Genomic DNA, 18,542 nt, shown 5'->3' with positions numbered 1-18,542 from the left:
GCGCAGGAGCCGGTATTGTCTTCAGTTCCCGATACGCTGGAACAGCGTGTAAAACCTTGTACGATCTGTCATGGTGACGAAGACAAAGCAGGGCGGGACGCGTATTACCCGCGGATTGCAGGCAAACCTGCCGGTTATCTGTTTAATCAGTTACGCAATTTCCGCGATGGGCGGCGCTACTACCAGGCCATGGCAATTTTGCTGGAAAACCTTTCGGATGAATATCTGCTCGAAATTGCTCATTATTTCTCTTCCCTGAAATACCCTTATCCAGAACCGGCAGCGAATACGCTTTCACCTGAGGAGATACAGGCGGTAGAAACGCTGGTTCATTCGGGTGACCCTGAACGAGATATTCCTGCATGCGGTGCTTGCCATGGAAAAGCCCTGATGGGTGTAGAACCATTTATTCCCAGTCTGCTCGGCCTGCCTCATGCCTATGTAGCAGCACAATTCGGCGGTTGGCGTAATGGCGGGATCATGCGGGGACAAACACCGGATTGCATGTCTGAAATTGCCAAAAAACTATCCCAGGAGGAAGTCAATGCGCTGACTGTGTGGTTACCTGCTCATCCGGTAACGGGTGAACCCGCAGAAGCAGAAACACTGCCCCCGGAACTCGCTCAACGTTGTCAGACTATTTTATCCGGAGAAGGTTTTACCCGATGAAACAGCCAAGTAAATTCAGATCTGCTGAAAAACGGCAGGTCGCAGTTTTCATAGCGAGCATGCTGCTGTCGCTATCATCTATTGCAGCAACGCAGCCTTCAGCTAATTCCGATGCGGAGCAGGTGCTACGGGGGGAATATCTTACCCGTGCCGGCAACTGCATGGGTTGCCATACCACCCGGGGAGGGAAACCTTATGCCGGCGGGCGCGAGCTGGTAACTCCTTTCGGTAAATTTGTCACACCGAATATCACACCAGACAATGAAACAGGTATTGGCCACTGGAGTGAAGAAGATTTTTGGCAGGCGCTTCATTATGGTAAGGGCAGGGATGGCAGCTACCTGTATCCTGTTTTCCCGTATACAGAATATACGAAAGTCACACGCCAGGATGCTGATGCAATTTTTGCTTATCTACGTTCACTGACACCTGTAGCGCAAACCAATCCGCCACACAAAATCACATCTCCCTATGATAACCAGTTTCTCCTGTTTCTCTGGCGTACCTGGTACTTCAAGGAAGGAGTCTATGAGCCGGATGATTCCAAAAGTGAAGAATGGAATCGCGGTAATTACCTGGTACAGGGGCTGGGGCACTGTAATGCCTGCCATACCCCCCGCAATGTATGGGGAGCAAGTCAGGATGATAAATTGGCAGGTGGCGAAATCATGGGTACTTACTGGTATGCACCTTCTCTGATTTCCCATCGGGAAGCAGGTATGGGGGAGTGGTCAGTCGACGAGATTGCCAAACTGCTTTCTACAGGGGTGACTGGTCATGCTGTGACTTCCGGCCCGATGGCGACGATCGTCCGGCAGAGTCTGCAATATCTGTCAAAGGATGATATGCGTGCGGTGGCAGTTTACCTGCAATCACTGGGTGAAAAGCGTGGCGAGGAAGCACCGAGAAAAATCCCACCCATGCCGGAACGTGTAAGCAGATATTTGGCTCTGGGAGAGCCTGTGTATGTAAAACACTGCCAGGAATGTCATGGCGAATCAGGGGAAGGTGTACCGGGAGTCTATCCCCCCTTGGCGGGAAATCGCAGTGTTACCATGACTTCCCCCCTTAATACCATCCGCAGCGTGCTGTATGGAGGATTTTCACCTGCCACGGCCGGCAACCCCCGACCTTACGGGATGCCACCTTTCCAGCATATCATTCGTGATCATGAAATTGCCTGGGTGGTTTCCTACATCAGAAATGCCTGGGGTAACTTTGGCAGCCTAGTCAGCCCGGAAGATGTCGATAGTAGTCGAGGAAATGAATTCTGAGCATATGCTCCAAATTTTATAATTGTCGTTCATTGACGCTGTACTGGGGGTAAGGTGCTGGCGCTTTATCGTTACGTTTTCCAGTAGAGCATTACGTGCTTCATCAGTCCATTCAGGATGCCGGTGCAGTTGAACTTCCTGACCGACATCCTTTTGTACTTTATTCCAAGCCCAGACTCTCCAGTGCTTTTTTGTGATCCCACTTTCCATGAAACAGACGACCTTTATGATCGGGTGTGCGATCACTGGTCCAGGTAATGTATTGACCATCCGGGGTAAATACCGGCAACCCGTCGAATCCTTCCTCGTCTGTTACCCGCACTGGTTCTTTCTTGCCATCGATATCGACGATATAGAGCTCGAAATTACGATGTCCATGAACGTTGGTTGCGAAAATGATGTATTGATTCGATGGATGATAAAAAGGCGCCCAGGACATTTTGTTGAGTCGGGTAATCTGTTTCTGATCCGATCCATCGGTGTTCATAGTGAATATCTCCGCTTCCTGCCCGTTTTCCGAAAAACGTCGCCAGACGATTCTTTTTCCATCCGGGCTGAAAAATGGGCCACCATCATAACTGTTGGTATGGGTTAATCTTTTTACATTGGAACCATCCGCATCCATAATGTAAATATCGATCATGGAAGAGGGGTCATTGCTGAAAAGTACAGTTTCTGCTTCGGATAGTGGTTCGCTGTAAGCTCTGCGATTGGAAGCAAAAGCAATCAGTCTACCATCAGGAGACCATGAAGCTTCTGCATCATAGCCTTTCGTATGGGTTAGATTTCTGATGTTTCCGCCCGCAAAATCCGTTTCGTAGATATCATAAAACTCATCATAGTCCCAAGCATAAGATCGGCGCTGGCCGGATTTTCTCTGCTCGATTTCAGCAGTCATTTTGGCTTTTGCTTCAGGATCTTCATGTGTCGAGGAAAATAGTACTTTCTCCTGGATAGGATGCACCCATGAGCAGGTTGTTTTACCGATACCAGGCGAAACCTGTTGTACTTCTCCGCTTGCGATATTTTTTAGATAAATCTGATAAAAAGGATTTTCACCGGCGACTTCAGCCTGATAAACCAGCCATTTGCCATCAGCACGATAGTAACCTTCACCAGATCTGACTTCCTGATCCGAAATTTGTTTGACATCGCTAATGAAACCGGCGGCACTTGCCTGTGTCATAGCAAAGAAGCAGGCAGCTGCCAGTAAATTGCGGGTAAGTGGCAAGCTGCCGGGAAAATTGATCGACTGTGTAAAATTTGTCATTTGGTTCATAATCCCTGTTAGTGAATAAAAATCATTTAAACACAGCTTCCGAAAAAAAGTAAACCGATCCTTCCGCTGGAAAATGGCTGATATCTACCAGACGCTTACAGCCACACACGATTGCACAGGCTCAATAGGATCGGATCAATAACCTTATCCATAATCTATCATGACGAAATCAGCCAGACTCTTTTCCTTATGCTGCCTCATCGCAGTCAGCCTGTTTCACAGCATCAATGTATCAGCCAATGATCAAACTTTTCATCACCGGATGGAGGTAATTCTTTCACCTGATAATTCAGAACTCCAGGTGAAAGATCAGATTCAGGTACCGAAAAATAATCTGAATCAGACTGCAGCCACTCGCCTGGAATTCAGTTTGCATGCCGGTTTGTCGATTATGGCAAACAAAGATGTGGATATCGTTGCTCAGACGGTAAATGAAGCCGATGTACACGCTGGCCCGGTACCATTGAAGCGATATATGGTAACCCTGCCTGCAGGGCAGAATACTTTTACTCTCACTTTCAGCGGGCGTATTCACCATGCTGTGCAGGACCCCAGTCTGGAATATGCACGCAGTTTCAGCTACTCGCCAGGATTGATTTCCGCAGAAGGAGTATTTCTTGCCAATTCTACCGCCTGGTACCCTCAATTTGATGAAGGTATGGTGTCATTTAATCTGGATGTTCGGCTGCCAGCCGATTGGGATGTTGTCAGCCAGGGCAGTCTGATACAGGAGCACATTACCGAAACCACTCGACGCGTTACTTGGGAAGAGAAAAAACCTCAGGATGATATTTATCTGGTAGCCGGGCGTTATCAGCGCTATCAGCAATCCACCGGCCCGGTGGCGGCTTATGTTTATCTGCGCAGTCCGGATAAAGCGCTGGCGCAGAAATATCTGGATGCAACCGGACAATACATCACTATGTACAGCAAGCTGATCGGGCCTTACCCTTATCCGAAATTTGCATTGATCGAAAACTTCTGGGAAACCGGTTACGGCATGCCATCATTCACCCTGCTGGGACCAAAAGTCGTGCGTTTCCCGTTCATTCTGCACACTTCTTATCCACACGAGATTTTGCACAATTACTGGGGAAATGGCGTATTCGTCGATTACAGCAAAGGAAATTGGTCGGAAGGGTTGACAGCCTATCTGGCAGATCATCTCGTCAGCGAGCAGGGAGGTAAAGGTGAAGAATACCGCCGTGATGTGCTGCAGAAATACACGGATTTCGTGAACCAGGGGAAAGATTTTCCGATTGCCCGGTTCACTTCGCGTCACAGCCCCAGTTCAGAAGCGGTTGGCTATGGCAAAACCATGATGATGTTCCACATGCTGCGGCAGGAACTGGGAGATAAGGATTTCATCAGTGTATTGCGCAGCTTCTATAAACAATACCAGTTCAAACAGGCAACTTTTGAAGATTTGCAAACGACTTTCAATACCCTTACCGGCAGAGATTTTTCTCCGTTCTTTCAGCAGTGGGTGTATCAGAGCGGTGCTCCCGATATCTCACTGGAAAGTGCGCAGGCTGAGCCCTGGAATCGGGGTTATCGGCTCAAAGCAGTCATCAGGCAAACTCAGCCGGGTACACCTTATCAATTGACTGTGCCGATTGCGGTTCATCTGGAAGGAGAAACCGCTGCCTGGCAAACGCAGATTAAAATCGATCAGCCGGACAATATCATTGAACTGGATTTACCGGCACGCCCGGTACGTATCGATATCGATCCGCAGTTCGATGTATTCCGGCGCCTGGACAGCCGTGAAATTCCTGCCGCCTTGTCGCAAGGTTTCGGTACGGAAAAACCATTACTGATTCTACCGGCCAATACCGGCAACGCGCAATTGTCGCAGGCGTATCAACTACTTGCTTCCACCTGGCAAAAAACCCAATCCGGTTCGCTGGAAATCATCCGGGATGATCAATTGGAAGCGCTACCTGCAGATCGTACAGTCTGGATTCTGGGCTGGCAGAATAAATTCAGCAATCAGATAATCAATACACTGTCAGAGCACGGCATCGCCAGAAAAGAGGGTGCATTGCAGCTGGGGGGGCAGATCTATCAACAGGATAAACATGCCATCGTATTGACGGCCCGTCAGCCAGCTAATCCCGCTTCAACGTTGCTGTGGGTGGCATCGGATCAGCCTGCAGCAATCACAGAGCTGGCCAGAAAACTGCCGCATTACCGCAAATACAGTTATCTGGTATTTGAAGATAGCGGTAAAAGTGAAGAACTGAACAACATCAATAAGGGCCAGTGGCCGGTAACTCGCTCTCCTCTGACACAACTGGTCAAACAGAAGGATGATGCTTCATTTACCTCCAGTCACACCGGCACTCTGGCACCCCGTCATGCACTGGCAGAACTGCCACCGCTATTTTCCGAAAACCGCATGCTGGAAGATATTACCTTGCTGGCCAGTGAGGTATTCAAGGGGCGCGAGCTGGGCAGCCCGGAACTGGACAAGGCAGCAGAATACATCGCGCAACAGTTTCAGCAGGCGGGATTGCAGCCGGGCGGGGAAAGCGGGAGCTATTTTCAGATCTGGCAGCAGGATGTAGGGGCGCCAAAAGGAAAAATCACCTTGCGCAACGTCATTGGAATCCTGCCCGGCACCAATCCACAACTGGCAGAGCAGAGCCTGGTGATCGGTGCGCATTACGATCATCTTGGACTGGGCTGGCCGGATGTGCGCGCAGCCAACCGTGGCAAGATTCACTATGGTGCAGATGATAATGCCAGCGGGGTAGCTGTCATGCTGGAATTGGCACGCCAGATCGCCACCCGGTGGCAACCGCAGCGCACCATCATTTTTGCTGCTTTTACCGGTGAAGAATCCGGGTTGCTGGGGTCAACCCATTATCTTAGCAATCCATCCGGTTATCCCACTGAAAAAATCATCGCCATGCTGAATCTGGATACAGTCGGCCGGCTCGGTAACAACCCAGTCACCGTATTTGGTACAGGTACAGCAAGCGAGCTGGTACATGTATTCCGTGGTGCCGGTTTTGTCACGGGCATTCCTGTCAATACAGTAGCGAATGATTTTGGTTCCGGTGACCAGACTGCCTTTATCAAGGCCGGGATACCGGCAGTTCAATTCTTTGGCAGCGCACACGAGGATTATCATGCACCCGGCGATACGGCCGATAAAATCGATGCTGCCGGGTTGATCAAAGTGGCTGCCATCCTCAAGGAAGGTTCTGAGTATCTGGCCAACCGCCTTGAACCGCTGACGGTTACACTGGATGCTGGTAACCGATCATCCGACATGCCTCAGGCAACGGCCCAAACGAGAGATAAACGTAAAATCATCATCGGTACAGTCCCGGATTTTTCCTGGCAAGGAGAGGGTGTGCGTGTGGACGATATACTTCCTAATTCTCCAGCACAGCAGGCACAGTTACAGCAAGGCGACATCCTGATTCGGCTGGCAGGGCAATCCATTACCGATTTGAAGTCATACGCTGATATTCTGCGGGTGTTGAAAGCAGGAGAGAAAATCGAACTGCAGTTCCGACGAGGAAAAGATATCAAATCGATTGAAATCGTACCAGTTGAGCGCTAATACCTGAGGATCTTAGGGAGTAATGACATGATCAGCAAACCTGGAAGAATAGTGGGGCTCGGAATAATCCTGTCAGGATTATCTGCCTGTGCAACCTATCAGCCTGTTTTGTACCCCAATTCGTATTATCAATCTGTTGGAAAAGTTGCTGCAGAACGAGATATCAGAGAATGCAGACAGCTGGCTGAATCAGCCGGTGCCAGGGAAGGGAGCGGAAGTACCGGCAATACAGCGAGGAGAACAGCAATTGGAGCAGGTGCTGGTGCGGCCAGTGGTGCCGTTGGCGGGGCCATTGCCGGTGCAGCTGGACGGGGCGCCATGGTTGGCGCTGCCAGTGGCGCCACCTGGGGATTATTGTCAGGTCTGCTGGGTTCAGGAAGTGCTTCGCAACCTGCGCCAGCCTATATGAATTTTGTAAATCGCTGTTTGCGTGAGAAAGGTTATGAAGTTACCGGCTGGCAGTAAAATCAGATTTTTACTTCGTTTGCCGGTATTTCTCCAGCTACGAATCGTTTTATATTAGCGAATGTCGTTAGTGCAATCTGATCAAGTGCTTCTTGCGTGAAAAATCCCTGGTGTGCAGTGATCAACACATTCGGAAAAGTCATGAGCCGTGCGATGGTGTCATCAAGAATGATCTGCTCGGAAAGATTCTGAAAAAACAGATCTGCTTCCTGCTCATAAACGTCGATACCAAGATAGCCAATCTTGCCTGATTTCAACCCGGCGATCACGGCTTTGGTATCGATCAGTCCACCCCGGCCGGTATTGATCAGCATGACACCTGTTTTCATTTGTGCAATGACGCTGCTGTCGATGAGATAGCGAGTTTCTTCATTGAGCGGACAATGCAGTGAGAGAATGTCGCACCGGGAAAAAAGCTCATTCATGGGAACATACGGAATACCCATTTTCTCGATCTCCAGCTTCTTTACCGGGTCACAGGCGAGGATGTTGCAGCCCAGACCATGCATGATCCGGCAAAAAACTTCACCGATATGACCGGTACCAATCACACCAACCGTTTTTTTGTGAAGATCGAAGCCGAGCAACCCATTCAGCGAAAAATTCTGTTCACGAACACGGTTATAAGCTTTGTGTGTTTTGCGGTTCAACGTCATGATCATTGCCAGCGTATGTTCTGCCACGGCATGAGGGGAGTAGGCCGGAACGCGCACCACTCTGATATTACAGGCATGAGCTGCTTTGACATCCACATTGTTGAAACCGGCGCACCGCAGCGCAATGAGCTGCACATTCAATTGAGAAAGTTGGTGAATAACAGCTTCATTAAGGTTGTCGTTGACGAAAACACAAATTGCCTGGCTTCCGCTGGCCAGTGACACCGTATGCTCGGTCAGTTTTTCTTCCAGAAAAACGAGTTCAAATTGCGTATCGATATGATGTTTGAGGAAGGATTCACGGTCATACGGCTGGGTGCTGAAAAAAGTGATTTTCATTGAATGTTTTCCAGAGAGAAGCAGCAATGCTCAAGGAAAGTATCGGGAAATATCCGGAAAGTCAAACGAGATAAAAGAAACCATGCGTTGGGATATTTTCTGCCATGTGGTCGATAACTATGGCGACATTGGTATTTGCTGGCGCCTGGCGCGTCAACTGGTTACGGAATTTGACATTTCTGTACGCATGCTGGTAGACGATTTAGGGGCGATGCAACGCATTTGCCCGGCAATCGACCCCCGCCTGGCAGTTCAGAATATCCGGGGAGTGGAAATTCTGCACTGGGTTGAATCATTTGCTGATCTCGTGCCGGCAAATGTGGTGATCGAGGCATTCGGGTGTGAATTACCGCCACGTTACGTGGCTGCGATGGCTGCTGCTTCACCCCGGTTTTCGGAGCCTGAAGGAAAAACAGATCGGATATGGATCAATCTGGAATACTTATCAGCCGAGCAATGGGTGGAAGGTTGTCATGGGCTGGCTTCGCCACATCCCAGCTTACCGCTGATCAAATATTTCTTTTTCCCGGGATTTACTGCCGAAACCGGAGGATTGCTGCGGGAGGCGGAACTGTTTGCGCTGCGCGATGCATCACGCACTGATCCGGCAGGGTTGTGGCGCAAATTGGGTATCACCAATCCTGCTGCGGATGAAGCCACCGTTTCGCTGTTTTGCTATGACAGTGCTCCGATCAGTGATTTACTGGAAGCGTGGGCTGGCTCTATTTCACCTGTTCGGTGCCTGTTACCGGAAGGCACAGCTTCAGCATCAGCAGCCAGCTGGGCAGGAATATCACGCCTTGCGGCAGGAGATAGCATCCAACGCGGTAATCTGATTTTGCATGTCATCCCTTTTATGTCGCAGGAAAACTATGACCATTTATTGTGGGCGTGTGACTGCAATTTTGTACGTGGCGAGGATTCTTTCGTGCGTGCACAGTGGTCAGCACGACCAATCATCTGGCAGATTTATCCGCAACAGGAAAATGTGCATCTGATCAAACTGGAAGCTTTCCTGGATCTTTACTGCCAGGGATTGGCCGAACCGGCAGCTGATGCAGTGCGCGCTTTTCATCGAAATTGGAATAATAACGAACAACCGGATTGGAACCGTTTTTGGCAATATCGGGATGTGCTGCAACAGCATGCCATAGCCTGGGCTGAACGGCTTGCACAAATCCCGGATCTGGCTTCCAATCTGGTAAATTTTTGCAGGAACCGGTGATTATTTGCTCGTTCCGCCGGTGAAGTCAAAGTATAATGTTCTTTTTTTTCCTTGACTTATAGTAAGTAATTAGATGAAAACTGCTCAAGAACTTCGTGTAGGCAATGTGTTCATGCTCGGCAAAGATCCCATGGTCGTGCTGAAAACCGAATTTACCAAATCGGGACGCAATTCCTCAGTGGTAAAAATGAAGTACAAGAATCTGCTGACTGAATCCCCTGGTGAAGCTGTATACAAAGCGGATGATAAATTCGACATAGTAGTGCTGGATAAGAAAGAGGTGAACTATTCCTATTTTGCCAGCCCAATGTACGTATTCATGGATGCTGAATTCAATCAGTATGAGGTTGAAGAGGAAACCATGAGTGATGCACTCAGCTTTCTGGAAGATGGTATGCCCTGCGAGGTTGTGTTCTACAACGATAAACCCATTTCAGTTGAACTGCCTAATACAGTCGTACGCGAGATCATTTACACCGAGCCCGCAATCAAAGGTGATACCACAGGCAAAGTACTGAAACCCGCAAAAATTCCTACTGGTTTTGAACTGGCGGTACCCTTGTTTTGTGAAATTGGCGACAAGATCGAAATCGATACCCGGACACGTGAATACCGCAGTCGCGTCAAATAAGTTTTAAATCATCCCCAAAACGTTTCTCCAGATCATCTGCTTCGAATGACGTCCTTATCCCGTTCGGAGCAGATCCTGATTTATCAGGATTAACTCGGCTTCTGCCGTCTATTGTATTTCGTATAATGTATATTATGTAAAATTAATTGCAAGAAACGCTATAGACGCTATAGAAAGAGGAAGGCAGATTATCTTTCTGATCTGCTTTACAGATTATTGCTGGCTCTTTTCAAATCACTTGAATCAGAACTGCGTGGATATTATTGTCTGTCGCATAGCCTTTGTGGCATTCTGCTCATATCAAATGAAACCGGGGAAGATTCGAGGAGTTGACAATGAACTATTATACTTTTCTGGAAAGTCCTGTAGATCGACTGTTACTCACGAGTGATGGCGAGTTTCTCACAGGTGTGTATATGGAAATAGAGATACAAAAACTGCTGCCTCGCATGACAGATGACTGGCGGCAGGATGCCGCCCCTTTCGCAGAGGCGATTGCTCAGTTGAATGCTTATTTCGCGGGGGAACTGATTCAGTTTGATCTGCCCATGAAAGCGACTGGCACACCATTTCAGGAAGCGGTTTGGCAATCACTTAGCACTATTCCCTATGGTGAAACTGTCAGTTATAAAAATATCGCAGAACGCCTGCACTTACCCAAGGCCGCACGTGCAGTGGGTATGGCCAATGGTCAGAATCCCATTTCGATCATTATCCCTTGTCATCGTGTTATCGGCGCCAATGGCAAGCTGACAGGTTATGGGGGGGGAATTCATCGTAAACAGTGGCTACTGGCACATGAAGACAAGCAAACTTCTTTTACCTGATTGCAATTGCTCAGCTATTGGCTATTCTCATAGACCTGTGTGGTAATAGCCGCATACTGCGCAAGCGATAAATTCTCGGCTCGCAATCCGGAATCGATTTCCAGCCGTTCAAAATCATCGGCTGTCAGATAATGACGCAGTGTATTGCGCAACGTTTTACGCCGCTGGGAGAATGCAGCAGTTACCAGCTCGGCAAACAGTCGTTCATGTTTCAATGGAATAGTCGGTTCTGCTTTTGGGCGCATGCATACAATGGCAGACTGAACTCGCGGAGGCGGGTCAAACGATTCCGCTGGCACAACCAGCATTTGTTCCATTTCAAACCGGTTCTGCAACATGATTGACAAACGTCCGTAATCCGGTGTGGAGGGCAGTGCAACCATTCGTTCCACCACTTCGAGCTGCAGCATGAAGTACATATCAGTAATCAGACTGCTGAAGCGGGAAAGATGAAACAGCAGTGGCGTGGAAATGTTGTAGGGCAGATTTCCGATGATCCGCAGCCCCTCCCCCAATTCTGAGAAATCAAATTTCAGGGCATCGATATTGTGTATAACCAGCTTCTCGGCATAAGTGCGTGACAGGTAATAAACGATATCACGATCTATTTCAATGACTTGAAGTTCATCGAGGACGTTCAGCAGAGGCTTGGTCAGCGCACCCAGCCCCGGCCCGATTTCGATCATTCGATCGCCAGGTACCGGGTGAATGATATGAACGATTTCTGCGATGACAGCAGTATCAACCAGAAAATGCTGGCCGAAGCGTTTGCGGGGGGTATGCCGCATATCAGTTTACCGGATAGGTTTTGAGTGACTCGTCTGTCTGCTGGTCCAATTTCTTCAAATTTCCAGCTATGACAGATCGTTTCTGGTACGGTGTGTTTTTCCAATGAGCATCAGTGCCGTTTCAATGGCAGTATTCATGCTGCCGGGATCAGCCTGCCCGGTTCCTGCCAGTTCCAGTGCCGTACCATGATCGACAGAAGTACGAATAATGGGCATTCCCAGACTGATATTCACACCATGGCCAAAGCTGGCGTGCTTGAGTACCGGCAATCCCTGATCATGGTACATGACAAAGATACAATCGTATTCCTTGAGTTTGGGGGGATTGAACAAAGTATCCGCCGGTAACGGGCCGAGCAGATTCATCCCGTCATTACGCAGTTTTTCCAGTACCGGAATAATCACGTCGATTTCTTCCCGGCCGAGGTGCCCGGATTCTCCCGCATGGGGGTTCAGCCCTGCTACGGCAATACGTGGATTTTCAATGGCAAAACGTGTTACCAGATCGCGGTGAATGATGCGCAGTTTCTGTTCCAGCCGTTCCGGTGTAATAGCGGCAGGCACATCCTTGAGAGGCAGGTGGGTAGTGGCAAGTGTCACTCGCATCCCCCCCCCTGCCAGCATCATGACCGCGTGGCTGTTCGTCAGTTCGGACAGGTACTCGGTATGCCCGGAAAAAGGGATACCTGATTCACTGATAATGCCTTTATGTACGGGTGCCGTGACCATGGCATCGGCTTCATGAGTGGTGCAGGCTTCAACCGCAAGCCGCAGTGTCGTCAGTACGTAGGCGGCATTATTGACATCAAGCTGGCCCGCCACAACCGGATTGTTGACGGGTACATGCTGTACAGATAATTGACCGGCCCGGTGAGGCTGAACATTGTCAGGATCATCCTCGTGCAATTGCAAAGGTAGCCCCAGTTTTTCAGCGCGCTGATCGAGCACATCACGATCAGCAATGACAGTCAGTCGACAGGATAAGTCTCGTTGTGCAATCTGCACACATAAATCGGGGCCGATACCGGCAGGCTCACCCGCAGTCAATACCAGTCTGGCTATGGAAGAAAGCGTCATATCGTCGATTCGGTCAATATATTCGGCAGCTTATGAATGAAGTGCATCTGCATCAGTTATCCTCAACTTTATATTCCACGTAAGCCTGGTCTCTGAGCTGTTGCAACCATTCCTGCACAATGGCATCTGCCTTGCGCGCATGTATGGTATGGCGCGCCGCTTCCCGTTGCTGGCGTTCACTCACATCCTGTGAGCGTCGCTCGATGACCTTGATCAAATGCCAGCCAAAAGGAGTACGCACAGGCAGGCTGACTTGCCCCGGCAACAACGCATTCATCGCCTGTTCAAATTCAGGCACGGTATCTCCCGGCGAGACCCAACCTAAATCTCCTCCGGCAGATGCACTGGCATCCTCCGAATGTGCCTTGGCTACATCCATGAAATCTGCACCGTTATGAATACGTTCCATGAGCTGATTGATCAGCTGGTGAGCATCTTCCTCCGAAACCAGTTCACTGACCTTGATCAGAATATGCTGTGCATGGGTCTGTTCAATGATCGTCACCTTTTGTTCCTGCTGCCGGCGTTCGAGTAATTTAAGGATATGAAAACCCACCGGGCTTCGTACTACCGGGGTAATCTCTCCCGGTTGCATGTTCACCAGCATTTCGGAAAACGGTGAACCCAGTTGACCAGGTGGCCGCCAGCCAAGCTCTCCTCCCTGCATCGCATCCGGTGCATCAGAAAATTCAGCGGATATTTGCACAAAGTCTGCCCCCTGGCGGAGGTTTTCATAAGCGGTCTCGGCACGTTTATGTCTCGCTTCTATTTGCGCCTCATCCATCTGTTCCGAAATCTGTACCAGGATATGTGCAATACGATATTCCTCATTACCGGCAGGTGAATTAGCCTGATTCTGCAGGAAATTATCGATTTCATTCTCTGTGACATTGACACGACTGTTGACTTCCTGTTCTTTCAGTCGGGACATCAGGATTTCACCGCGAATTTCCTCACGAAACCGATTCATGTCGGTTCCTTCCTGGAGAAGTACCTGCCTGAATTCATCCATGGTGAGATGGTTATCCTGGATAATCCGGCGCAAAGTCTGGTCGAGATCATTATCACTGACCGTCAATCCGATTTCCTTGGCACGCTGCAGTTGTATACGTTTTAAAATCAAACGCTCCAGCAGTTGTTTCTCCAGAATTTCCATGCGGGGTAACTGGGTATTCTGTCTCTGCAATTGTTGAACTGTATTTTGCAACACCTCGTTGATTTCCTGCTGAGTGATGACTTCCTCATTGACAACCGCTACGATGCGGTCGATCGGCTTAATATCCTCTCTCGAATAAGAACTCTGGGCAAAAACATCGGCTGCCAGCACAGTGGCAAAAATGGCATAAATACCGGTCAGCCAGTATTTCCTGAATTTCAATTGCCTGTCACTGCTGAATTGGATCATTACAAATCTGTCCTCATATAACCCGGAATGGTCTGTTGCAGCACACGTACCGGATTGGTGCCGATTCTCATCAAATCGTTCAACTCCAGCTGAACGAAAATATTGGTCGAAGTGCGCTGTGTCGCAGTTGTGAAATGGCTGGTCACAAATCTCAATGACCAGCAGCAGGCGTTATACTCAAGACCCAGCAGACCGGCAAGTAATTTGTCATCTTTCAGCGAGTAATTGATGGCTGCAAAACCTTGCCATTTTTTCAGGAATGGCCATTGAGTGGAAAGATCGACCTGTTCCAGAACATCTCGAGTGAAACGATAACCTGCATTGATAACCTTTCCGGGTGCCGGACGATAGCTGATACCGGTACGTATTTTTTCGATCAGAAAATTATTCTGGTTGAGCTGTATCCCGGTATCTGTCTTGATATTCTGTGTGATCCCACCGGAAAGCTCTGCGATGAAATCGGATCCTGCTCTAGTGACCTGAGGGGAAGTGAGTATCACCCGGCGATCACTGAAACGGATTCTCTGCCCTGCCGAGAAACGTAGGCGTTCATTACCGGTTGCTGAATGAATCAGACGGGAACTGACTGCCAGTGTAATTTCATTGGCATCGTTGATCCTGTCTTCACCGCTGAACCTTCTTTCCAGAAATAACTGAGGGTAACTGAAATCCATTTCAGCAGAATCGAAGTTGGGCAACAACTGCTGATCTCTATAAGGAATATAGGTATAGAAAACACGTGGTTCGATGGTCTGAACGAAATTCTCGCGCGCCAATGTCGTATCGCGTTCCAGCACTATCCCACTGTCGAAGCTGAATATCGGTACCGTCCGGCTGAGATGTTTATCATTTGCTGCCGGATTGGCCGGCTCATTCAGATCATAGCGGGTATGGTGCAGTGATACCCGCGGCCGGATAAAACCAAAGGAATTTTCCAGCGGCAAGCTTACGCCTGGAAGAAATGTCGTACGCAGGCCATGTGGTAAGGTTGAATGCGAAAAATGCGTGAAGCTGCCGGCAAAATCAAAATCCAGGCCATATACATTCCTTTTTGCCGCATTCAGTGTAAATCGCGGCAAGATTTTGAATGGCGAGATGATGGGTGCTCTGGGGTCCTGAAGGGTCTGGAATTGTTGCAGCAATGTACTGAAAGTGAGCGTGCCATTGCGACCCAATTCTCTGAAATAACTGGCAAAACCCTGTTGCAGCAAGTTGGTCTGGGAGGTAAAGAGAATGTTATTGCCCAAATCGCGAAAATAATTGCGATCCGAGGCACTGTTGTAGTTGATCATGCCAAACCATCCCGCACCCAGATTGTGAAAGTGATTGAGCTGCATGCCGTAGCGAGTAGTATCGGTTTCCAGATCATTCGGCAGATAATCGAGTAAGAACCGGCCATTGAGTGTCTGTCCGATATAACGAAATTCATTATTGAGCATCACTCCACGTCGGCTCATGAGACGCGGAGTAATCGTGGCATCATAGTTGGGCGCAATATTCCAGTAAAAAGGAACAGAAACCTCAACCCCGCTTCTGCTGGTGTTACCCATAATCGGAGACAGAAATCCGGTTTTCCGCTCATTGCCGAAAGAGAAATTCATCCACGGCACATATAGAATCGGCACATCCTTGAAGCGAACCGAGGCATGGCGTGCGGTTCCCACTTTCTTTTCTTTATCGATTTCCAGATCATCTGCCAGGATGTACCAGTCATGATCATCCTCGGGGCAGGTGGTATAGCGTGCCTTCTTGAATCTGTATTGATTTTCTCCTTCCAGCAGCAGCAGGTTTCCATCACCCCGCCCGTTTCCATCTTTCTGAAGATATCGCGGCTCACTCAATTGGCCTGTGTTGTCATTCAGGTTCATTTGCAGATAACTGCCCCATAAAATATCATCCGGGCGTTCGAGTTGTGCATTACCCTCGACTTCCACATTCTCGTTACTCTGATAATATTTTACCCGGTCAGCCGTCAATGTCTGGTCGCCACGGCGCATACGCACATTGCCGATCGCTTCGATCTCTTGCTGGTAATGTCCGTCGATGTGATCTGCTTCGATATAAATCGGCTGGCGCTCACTCGATGCAGGAGATGAGTCTGCACTCATGACCCTGACCGGCAGCAATACCAGACAGGCGTACAGTATCAGGCACAATTTAAGTGTATTCATTCAAGACTGAAACTTTAATGAAGTTTTTGCAGATGCTTTTCTGTAAAGGCGCTATTATCCGATAATTTTTCCGGAAGCTCGACCGGAACAAAGGCCTGGTTGCTGTTGATTTTGAATGTTTTCAGGTAACAGCCCGATTTTGTTCCGGGATGAATAAAGCATATCCGGAAACTCACGCCAATCAGTTATTTTATGCACTTCCACTGTTTCAATGTCTGATCTCAATACTGTTTTCTCGGCTGACGGGCTACTTGCCCGGAATATACCAGACTACCGTCCCCGCACCCAGCAACTGGAGATGGCGCAGGCCATCGCGCAAGCCATAGAGAATCAGGAGGTTCTGGTTACCGAGGCCGGTACAGGTACGGGTAAAACCTATGCCTATCTGGTACCGGCTTTGTTATCGGGCGGGAAGGTCATTTTATCGACGGGTACCAAAACGTTACAGGATCAGCTTTTTCAACGCGATATCCCAACCGTGCGTGCCGCTCTGAAAATACCGGTCACTATCGCATTGCTGAAAGGACGTGCCAACTATATCTGTCATTATCATCTTGAACGTACCCGGAATTCAGATCATATTCACTTTGCCAGCCGTACTGAAGTAAAGTATCTCAATCTGATCGAACGCTACGCCGGTACCAGCAGCCACGGTGATAAAAGCGGGCTGGATAAAGTCCCGGAACAAGCTGCCATCTGGCAGCACGTCACTTCCACACGGGAAAACTGTTTGGGATCGGATTGCCCGCATTACCGGCAGTGCTTTGTGATGGAAGCGCGCAAGCGAGCGCTATCGGCCGATATCGTAGTCGTCAATCACCATCTGTTCTTTGCTGATGTCATGCTGCGTGATGAGGGTCTCTCCGAATTACTGCCTGCCTGCAACACCGTGATATTTGATGAGGCGCATCAGTTACCCGAAGTGGCCAGCCTGTTTTTTGGTGAATCGGTCAGTACCGGCCAGATACAAGTTCTGGTACGTGATACCGATACTGAAGCACTACTCGAGGCAAAGGATTTTGCTCCCTTGTTCGATGCCACGGCAGCTGTCGGGAAAGCGGTGCTGGATCTGCACCTGACAATCACGGAAAAACATACACGCATGTCTTCCGCTTCCGCTGCACGCTATCCCGGTTTCAGTGAAGCGCGGCAAGTCTTACAGGAAAAACTGGTGCTACTGGCCGGATTGCTCGAAACTCAGGCGGTTCGTTCGCAAGGGTTGCAAAACTGCTGGCTGCGGGCACAGACTCTGCTCAACCGGATCAGGCAGTGGCATGAACAATCTGAATCCCGGGAATTCATCTGCTGGGTCGAGACCTACAGTCAAAGTCTGCAATTCAACACTACACCTTTATCCGTTGCAGAAACATTCAGCAAACAACTCGATGCTTCCGCGCGCGCCTGGATATTCACCTCCGCCACCCTGTCAGTCAAAAAGGATTTCTCTCATTACAACCGGATGATGGGATTGTTCGAGGCTAAAACGGCCAATTGGGACAGCCCGTTCGATTTTCCCAATCAGGCGTTACTCTATGTGCCTTCCCAACTGCCCGATCCAAATACGCCACACTACACTGAAAGTATCGTTCAGGCTGTGTTGCCGGTCATCAAGGCAAGCCAGGGACGGGCATTCATCCTGTGTACCAGTCTGCGCAACATGCAACAAATTCATGAATTGCTGCAGGTTGCCTTTCAACGGGAACAGTTTGAATTTCCCTTGTTGTTGCAAGGACAGGAAGCTCGCTCTGCCCTGCTGAATCAGTTTCGCCAGCTGGGCAATGCGGTGCTGGTGGGAAGCCAATCCTTCTGGGAAGGTATCGATGTAAAGGGAAATGCCCTTTCACTGGTCATCATCGACCGGCTGCCCTTTGCTTCACCGGATGATCCGGTATTGTCTGCACGCATCGAAAAATTTACCCGTGAAGGCCGTAATGCATTCATGGAATACCAGTTACCCCATGCGATCATCAGCCTGAAACAGGGAGCCGGCCGCCTGATACGAGATGAAAGCGACCGAGGGGTGCTGATGATTTGCGATCCGCGTCTGGTATCTAAATCGTATGGCAAACAAATCTGGCAAAGCCTGCCACCAATGAAACGTACGCGGGATCTGGATGAAGTAACACATTTTCTGGCTGCTGTTTAATGTCATTCCAATT

14 protein-coding genes are annotated in these 18,542 nt (G+C 49.2%); 8 read left to right on the top strand and 6 right to left on the bottom strand.

Going from position 1 to position 18,542, the window contains the following annotated elements; translation table 11 throughout:
* Positions 1-15: 15 nt before the first annotated feature.
* Together HRU73_RS04775 and HRU73_RS04770 are read left to right on the top strand one after the other, a co-directional pair.
* Entirely contained in the window at positions 16-669 is a 654-nt protein-coding gene (locus HRU73_RS04775) for a c-type cytochrome (RefSeq protein WP_234988971.1), read from the top strand.
* Positions 666-1,943, top strand: a complete 1,278-nt coding sequence (locus HRU73_RS04770) for a cytochrome c (RefSeq protein ID WP_287399664.1) — start codon at positions 666-668, stop codon at positions 1,941-1,943. The genes HRU73_RS04775 and HRU73_RS04770 overlap by 4 nt, the downstream gene beginning before the upstream one ends.
* Positions 1,944-2,103: 160 nt before the next feature.
* Here HRU73_RS04770 and HRU73_RS04765 read toward each other — a convergent pair whose 3' ends face one another.
* Positions 2,104-3,213, bottom strand: coding sequence for a biopolymer transporter Tol (locus HRU73_RS04765; protein ID WP_276679002.1), 1,110 nt, complete (start codon positions 3,211-3,213; stop codon positions 2,104-2,106).
* 169 nt (positions 3,214-3,382) lie between these two features.
* Between HRU73_RS04765 and HRU73_RS04760 the strand changes: the two genes are divergently transcribed.
* Positions 3,383-6,799, top strand: coding sequence for a M20/M25/M40 family metallo-hydrolase (locus HRU73_RS04760; protein WP_287399663.1), 3,417 nt, complete (start codon positions 3,383-3,385; stop codon positions 6,797-6,799).
* A 27-nt stretch (positions 6,800-6,826) separates the two neighbouring features.
* Positions 6,827-7,264: a glycine zipper family protein gene (locus HRU73_RS04755; protein ID WP_011111511.1), complete on the top strand. Its 438-nt coding sequence runs from the start codon at positions 6,827-6,829 to the stop codon at positions 7,262-7,264.
* Between the two features lie 2 nt (positions 7,265-7,266).
* Here HRU73_RS04755 and HRU73_RS04750 read toward each other — a convergent pair whose 3' ends face one another.
* Positions 7,267-8,259 carry a 2-hydroxyacid dehydrogenase gene (locus tag HRU73_RS04750; protein ID WP_276817664.1) on the bottom strand — a complete coding sequence of 331 codons (993 nt, stop codon included), beginning with the start codon at positions 8,257-8,259 and terminating at the stop codon, positions 7,267-7,269.
* Positions 8,260-8,341: 82 nt separating this feature from the next.
* Here HRU73_RS04750 and earP point away from each other — a divergent pair, with 82 nt between their 5' ends.
* The 3 genes from earP to HRU73_RS04735 all read left to right on the top strand — a co-directional run bounded on the left by earP (position 8,342) and on the right by HRU73_RS04735 (position 10,942).
* Positions 8,342-9,484 carry an elongation factor P maturation arginine rhamnosyltransferase EarP gene (gene earP / locus HRU73_RS04745; RefSeq protein WP_276817663.1) on the top strand — a complete coding sequence of 381 codons (1,143 nt, stop codon included), beginning with the start codon at positions 8,342-8,344 and terminating at the stop codon, positions 9,482-9,484.
* 73 nt (positions 9,485-9,557) lie between these two features.
* Positions 9,558-10,115, top strand: a complete 558-nt coding sequence (gene efp, locus HRU73_RS04740; RefSeq protein WP_011111508.1) for an elongation factor P — start codon at positions 9,558-9,560, stop codon at positions 10,113-10,115.
* Positions 10,116-10,450: 335 nt separating this feature from the next.
* Complete coding sequence (locus tag HRU73_RS04735; RefSeq protein WP_281870593.1) at positions 10,451-10,942, top strand: methylated-DNA--[protein]-cysteine S-methyltransferase; 492 nt, start codon at positions 10,451-10,453, stop codon at positions 10,940-10,942.
* 14 nt (positions 10,943-10,956) lie between these two features.
* Here HRU73_RS04735 and rsmA read toward each other — a convergent pair whose 3' ends face one another.
* The 4 genes from rsmA to HRU73_RS04715 all read right to left on the bottom strand — a co-directional run bounded on the left by rsmA (position 10,957) and on the right by HRU73_RS04715 (position 16,383).
* Positions 10,957-11,730, bottom strand: coding sequence for a 16S rRNA (adenine(1518)-N(6)/adenine(1519)-N(6))-dimethyltransferase RsmA (gene rsmA / locus HRU73_RS04730; RefSeq protein ID WP_281870592.1), 774 nt, complete (start codon positions 11,728-11,730; stop codon positions 10,957-10,959).
* A 66-nt stretch (positions 11,731-11,796) separates the two neighbouring features.
* Complete coding sequence (gene pdxA, locus HRU73_RS04725) at positions 11,797-12,807, bottom strand: 4-hydroxythreonine-4-phosphate dehydrogenase PdxA (RefSeq protein WP_281870591.1); 1,011 nt, start codon at positions 12,805-12,807, stop codon at positions 11,797-11,799.
* Between the two features lie 52 nt (positions 12,808-12,859).
* Positions 12,860-14,212 carry a peptidylprolyl isomerase gene (locus HRU73_RS04720; protein ID WP_281870590.1) on the bottom strand — a complete coding sequence of 451 codons (1,353 nt, stop codon included), beginning with the start codon at positions 14,210-14,212 and terminating at the stop codon, positions 12,860-12,862.
* On the bottom strand, positions 14,212-16,383 hold the full coding sequence (locus HRU73_RS04715) for an LPS-assembly protein LptD (RefSeq protein ID WP_276817649.1): 2,172 nt from the start codon (positions 16,381-16,383) through the stop codon (positions 14,212-14,214). The genes HRU73_RS04720 and HRU73_RS04715 overlap by 1 nt, the downstream gene beginning before the upstream one ends.
* A 211-nt stretch (positions 16,384-16,594) precedes the next feature.
* Between HRU73_RS04715 and yoaA the strand changes: the two genes are divergently transcribed.
* Positions 16,595-18,529 carry a DNA repair helicase YoaA gene (gene yoaA, locus HRU73_RS04710; protein ID WP_287399658.1) on the top strand — a complete coding sequence of 645 codons (1,935 nt, stop codon included), beginning with the start codon at positions 16,595-16,597 and terminating at the stop codon, positions 18,527-18,529.
* The last annotated feature ends 13 nt before the right edge of the window (positions 18,530-18,542 follow it).

Origin of the sequence: Nitrosomonas sp. H1_AOB3 (genome assembly GCF_015709435.1) — a bacterium.
Lineage (GTDB): Bacteria > Pseudomonadota > Gammaproteobacteria > Burkholderiales > Nitrosomonadaceae > Nitrosomonas > Nitrosomonas europaea.
Note: the sequence above shows the minus strand (reverse complement) of the source record. Positions and strands in the feature narration are given on the sequence as shown.